The sequence below is a fragment of the Oscillibacter sp. KLE 1745 genome (genome assembly GCF_000469445.2).
In the GTDB taxonomy this organism is placed as follows: domain Bacteria; phylum Bacillota; class Clostridia; order Oscillospirales; family Oscillospiraceae; genus Oscillibacter; species Oscillibacter welbionis.
Genome location: NZ_KI271735.1, coordinates 53,910 through 59,498, shown reverse-complemented (window position 1 = coordinate 59,498; position 5,589 = coordinate 53,910). Strand labels below are relative to the sequence as shown.

General features: G+C 48.4%; 5 protein-coding genes. 3 read left to right on the top strand and 2 right to left on the bottom strand.

The features are described 5' to 3' along the window. A partial coding sequence (locus HMPREF1546_RS11475; protein WP_021751960.1) for a site-specific integrase occupies positions 1 to 1,066 on the bottom strand: 1,066 nt, incomplete at its 3' end. A gap of 125 nt (positions 1,067 to 1,191) precedes the next feature. After that, the gene (locus HMPREF1546_RS11470) at positions 1,192 to 1,503 is read right to left on the bottom strand and encodes a DUF6809 family protein (protein ID WP_021749597.1); all 312 of its coding nucleotides are present in this window, start codon (positions 1,501 to 1,503) and stop codon (positions 1,192 to 1,194) included. Between the two features lie 755 nt (positions 1,504 to 2,258). On the opposite strand from HMPREF1546_RS11470, the gene HMPREF1546_RS11465 reads away from it, so the two are divergent. From HMPREF1546_RS11465 to HMPREF1546_RS11455, 3 genes are all read left to right on the top strand, one after another. Further along, the gene (locus tag HMPREF1546_RS11465; protein ID WP_021749594.1) at positions 2,259 to 2,948 is read left to right on the top strand and encodes a DUF4160 domain-containing protein; all 690 of its coding nucleotides are present in this window, start codon (positions 2,259 to 2,261) and stop codon (positions 2,946 to 2,948) included. Positions 2,949 to 3,357: 409 nt separating this feature from the next. Then, positions 3,358 to 4,512: a PD-(D/E)XK nuclease family protein gene (locus tag HMPREF1546_RS11460; protein ID WP_021749593.1), complete on the top strand. Its 1,155-nt coding sequence runs from the start codon at positions 3,358 to 3,360 to the stop codon at positions 4,510 to 4,512. A 55-nt stretch (positions 4,513 to 4,567) separates the two neighbouring features. Then, positions 4,568 to 5,077 carry a hypothetical protein gene (locus tag HMPREF1546_RS11455; RefSeq protein ID WP_021749592.1) on the top strand — a complete coding sequence of 170 codons (510 nt, stop codon included), beginning with the start codon at positions 4,568 to 4,570 and terminating at the stop codon, positions 5,075 to 5,077. The last annotated feature ends 512 nt before the right edge of the window (positions 5,078 to 5,589 follow it).

The following is a 5,589-nucleotide window of genomic DNA, read 5'->3' as shown; positions in this document are numbered from 1 at the left end:
TGAAGCCTGCGCTGAAATGTCCCAGCATCCCGGATACCGTCTTGATGTCCACTCCGTTCTGAAGGGCCAGGGTGGCAAAGGTGTGACGGAGATCGTGAAACCTAACCCTGGGTAGCCCCGCCCGCTTCAGCACCCGGTGGAGCATGTGAAGCACGCTGTCCGGCGAGATTGGTCCGCCGGTGGGTGAAGGGAACACCCAGGGGCTGCTGCCTGCTTTTTTCTTCTGCTGTTTCAGGACTTGGATGGTGTCCTCCGCCAGCGGCAGGGTGCGGTAGGCATTTTTGGTTTTCAGTGGGGCTTCTACAATTTCGCCGTCGATCCTCGCTACCTGCCGCTTCACCCGGAAGTTGCCATGTTCGAAATCGATGTCCTCCCATTTGAGGCCGAGCAGCTCTCCCCGCCGGAGGCCGGTGGCCAGCTCCACGTAGTACATCTCGAATACCCCGCTGTCTCTGGCCTCTCTAAGGAAGGAGGTCAACTGTTCGATAGGAAGAGTTTTCATCTCTCTGTGCTCCAGTTTGGGCAGGGCACACCCCTCCGTTGGATCACTGGCAATGATTTTCTGCTCCTTCGCCAGCTTCATGGCCGAGGTGATGATCTGATGGATGTTCCGCACCGTCTTGGGGCTTAACCCCTTTGCCTGGTGCTTACTCTCGATTCTGTCGATTCTCCCGCTGGTCAGCAGCTTCTTGTAGAGCTTTTGTAACTCCAAAGAGGTGAGCTTTTCCAGTTGGATTTTTCCGATATTTGGCTTGATGTGGTTGTCAATGTACCCCCGGTAGGTCTGGTGGGACGATGGCCTCACTTTCACCTTTGCGTAGTTTTCGAACCACTCGTCCATCCAAGTCCCCACTGTGTACTTTCCCACTTTGGTGACGTCCAGGACCTTGGTTTCCTCGATGGCCGCCTTCAGCTTGGCCTTTGCCTCTGCCTGAGTTCGGCCCAAGACGTTCTTGTAGATGGCCTTGCCCGTCTCCGGATCGTGCCCGGCGGTGTATCGCCCTTCCCACCGACCATCCTTTCTTTTTCTGATGTTGCCTTCGCCGTTGGCGCGTTTTTTTGCCATGGCATCCGCCTCCTTTTCAACGACACAACATACCACAGAAAATAAAAATAGCCAGGGGGAACGCTGATAGATATCAGTTTGTTAAGAAAGAGCTGCCTGAGGCAGCTCTTTCTTTGAATAGCGTATCAATTTTTGACCTGGGAATACCTCATTTTTGCTCTTTCTGTAGCTTGCCTCTCTTCCTCGTCCTCGAAGGAGTAGGGCTCCAGTTCTCTGGCGATTCCCATACCCAGCTGAAATCCGGCGATGAAGGAGGTCAGCGAAGTCTCATCCCGCAGTTCATTCTCCAGATCCGCCAGCTGGAGCAAGGTCTCCTGGTCTTGTTGGCCTAACCTTGCTTTGATTTCTCTGTATGCCTGTTCCAATTCCTCCTGGACTTTTTGAAGCTCCGGCTCCCGGCAGAACCTTGCGTGCAGGGCCTTCATGTAGTCGCGCATTGTGCCGCCTCCTATCAGCGACACACCATATCACGATGTGGACCCAATAGCCAGGGGGACTGGTGTCTGTTATCAGAAAAGTAACAATTTGGTTGCCGGATTGGATGCTTGTTTTGTTTTCAGCACCGCAATTCTTAAAGGGAACTCACACTGGAACCGTAATCCCAAAGCAGCAGAAAGCTGTGCATATCCCCGGCATGACCCCTACTTTTTCTCTGTATTTCTAGACTCTCCGGGAAGGTGACCCCAAAGCTGATCCCATCCCCATGTTTTTGACCCCACTTTTGATACACCGGAAACTTCCCGTAACTGCCCGCACTGCGGGCAGATGTGACTGGCCGGAGGCGCCACCGGCGACCCCGGTCTTTATCCTGCTTTTTCTTTCGTCCCCCGGTTCACTTCCAGAAACATGGAAATCCGCCCACGGAAGCGTGCCCCATCGTTGTGGGGAAAGTCTCGTGTTATCTTGCCATTTGAGGAGGTGTCTCGTTCTTTCGCCACACAGCCCCGACAAGGGCCGGAGATAGGGTTTCGCTGGCCACGGATGCTCTCCGCCCCCTTCGCCCGACACAGCGGCTCACAGGGGCAAACAGGGGCGGAACTGGCATCTGCTGCTGTGGGCCGTGGTAAGTTTAATAAAGTCAGACATACAGGAGGCTATCTCTATGGGACGATGTTCACTTCTCATAGTTCTGCTTGAAGATTTGATTTCAGTTGTATATACTTTATTAAAAATTAGATAATGGGGGAAACGGATGAAAATTCATTTCAAAATGCTAATTAATGACGGTGAAAAATACTATATAAGCGATAATCCTGGGATTGCACTTTGTGATTATGTATATATGCGAGGGCTGGAAAGTATAGATGATAATCGTTTTTGGGAAGAACAGTTAGCACACTATCAAGCCCATAAGGCATTTAATTTTGATCTGGATTTAGTCGCAAGCTCATCGATAGCGAATATCTCAAATGCAATTGCAGAGCGGATAGGATTTGATAAATCAAAATTTGCGGAATCCTATCCGAGGATATATCTTTTGGAGGATGGGGAGTTTGTAGAAATTATAACTCCAACGGTATGTATATCGACGTTATCTAAATATTATGACATCCGAGAGGATTTGCATATCTTTTTCATGTTATCCAACCAAGCTGGTGATATCTGGGTTGAGGACGGGCTGCGTTATTATATGCAATCAAAAGAGGCCGGTCGCCACCATCTTCCCCATATTCACGTGGATTATAGACATGAATCTTCTGCCACAGTCTCACTTTATGACGGAGAAATGATTGAAGGCGACATTCCAAAGAAGGTGATGAAACGAGTAAAGGCAAAAGTATTGAATAACAAAAAATATCTAATGGAATGCTGGAACAAACTGACAGATGGCCTGCGCGTTGATTTGAATGCATACTTTGGCACGACACCTCTAAACCTCTAACAATATCTATTCTACTTGTCATTCTTATCCGCTATAAGCCCCGCCCTCGCGCCGTCTAAAGTGGGTCCGGGCTTCCGCCCGGAACTGCGGTCGGCGTATAGCCGGACGCGATGCTTGCCCCATCCAAGGGTGGAAAGAGTATCTCTCCTGCTATGGAACTATGTGAGACTCATCGTTCCCTGGTAGTCGCAGTCTTCAATAATCTTTCCGTGATATTTATGGTATGATCAAGCTGAAACGTCAAAATCTCACCCTTGTATAACACGAGATGCACAGTAACCTCCAATTTTTAAAAGAAAATTGACATATCATGGAGTTTATCCGGGTTCGCCACCCCTCCGTTGCAAACATCTTTACAATATGGTATGATTGTTCAAAATAATTTTCGACAGCAAAAGGCGGGGCTATTGTGAGTGCACCTACAGATGAGCTAAAGGAAAAGATCCGTCAACTGGAGTCTGATGAGGCCTTCCTTGAATTGTCAAAAAAGTACAATGCCTTAAATCTGTTTGAGATCCTGAAAATTACCAAAGCTGAGATTCGCCACAGCAACTTCCTTGCATGGCTACTTGATCCTAAAGGGAATCACGGATTACAAGACAGGTTTCTCCGCGCCTTTGCCGCAAACTTAGGGCAAGGCGGCTCTGTTCCGCAAGATGTGTCTGATTGTATCGTTTTTCGGGAATGGCGGGATATTGACCTGCTTGTCATCTGTGAAAGAGGGAAATACCTTCTTTGTATCGAAAACAAGGTCTTTTCTCGCGAGCACGGAAATCAGCTTCAGCGTTATCACGAGATTCTGACAGAGGAATACCCAGGCTACAATATTTCATTCGCTTTTTTGACGCCAGACGGAGCTATCCCTGAAAAGGAAACTGACCAGCAGGACTGGCAGCCTGTGAGTTATACAGATATTTTAGATGCGATCAGGAGCGCCAGAAACGGCGTGACATTATCTCCGGAAGTGGGGATGTTGTTGGATCATTACACGGAGGCCGTCATGAAGCATATCACAGGTGATAAGGATACGGAAAGTCTGTGCAAGGAGATTTACGCTAAGCACAGGGACATTTTAGATCTTATCTTTGAAAACTGCAAAACACTGCGGATCGTATCTTGCGGTATTATTGAAAATTGGTGCGAAGAGAAATGTCTCAACCACGAGTTGATTTATGATCCTCAGTTTTCTAATCATACATACACCCGGTTCACAACACAGAAGATCCGCAAATTGTTCCCCCCATTGACAGAGCCTATTAGTGGGTGGAAATCGAACGATATCGCTTTCTATGAAATTGATAAGCGCAAAGACTGTTTTCAAATCTCGCTCACCCTATGCAGCGACAATATGACGGACGAGCAGCGAAATGCCTGTGTTGAGATCAGCAAAGCCTTGGGCCTCCCTGATAAAAAGTCGAATTGGCGCTGGAAACGTATCAATAGTTGGAAGCGGCATCTGATTTCACCGGATTTGGGAGATGATGAATATCGTTTAAAAATCGAGAAGGCTCTTGATACCGATTGGTCAGATATTCAAGAATTTGAAGCCGGTCTGATGTTGTAACAAGATTTTTTTACTACCGCTTGATTTACAGGCGGCGCAGAAAGGACGTACATCTATGAAATATACTTCTGCGGAAGCAAATAAGCTTCTGAAAAAACTGAATGACGAATACGCCGCTCTGCTGGACAGGGAGAAGCGCAGCCGTGAGTTTCGAGCTGCCACGGGCGAAGACATCGAGTCAGTTCGTCCGGCCTATCACTACGATGAGACGCAGCAGCGGCTTGCAGAAATGGAGCAGACTATCCGCAGCCTAAAACATGCGATCAATCTGTTCAATGTGACACATCAGGTGGATGGCTTTGATATGACAATCGATGAGATGCTCATCTACATTCCGCAGCTTACGAAGAGGAAGGAAAAACTCCGGGAAATGAGGGCAAGATTGCCAAAGGAGCGCATTGAGGAGCAATACGGCAGACAGTCAAATATCATCGATTACACCCACACAAACTATGATCTTGCGGAAGTGGAGGCAGACTACGCAAAAACGGCAGATGAACTGACCCGAGCGCAACTGGCGTTGGATGCCGTAAACCAGCGGGAGACGTTTGAGTTCGGGAAATAAGTGCTTTCCGTCGGCCTATCCATGAACTGATTGATATGAACATCCATAATCTCCGCATATGTTTAGCGTTTAGCGTCGGAGAGTCTGTTATTTTTCTTGTTATTAGTTATGACAGCCCTTGTTCAATGATGTGGGAACATCTATTTACGGCATGGCAGGATCGAAAAAACTTTTTGAGGGCCGAAGTACGGTTATAAGCCCTCTTATTTTCAACTTTACGAAGAGTGTGTCCTTGCTGAGGAAACTGACGTGCTCTGTCACCCAGGGGATTGAGTCGGTGCAGTTGTCCCGCGAGGATGCTGAGAGCGATTTTTCACAACGTTCAGACAACTAGCATTGCGGTGTGACCCAGATCTTGACCCAGAATAGGAAAAACGGGGCCGGAGCGGAGAGAAAAAGACCTCCGGGATTTGGGCGATTTCAGGTCTCAAAAGGCCCGGAAAGCACTGCACCGCAACGGATGGAGAAACCGACGGCAGCTCATAACCCGGAGGTCGTTGGTTCAAGTCCAG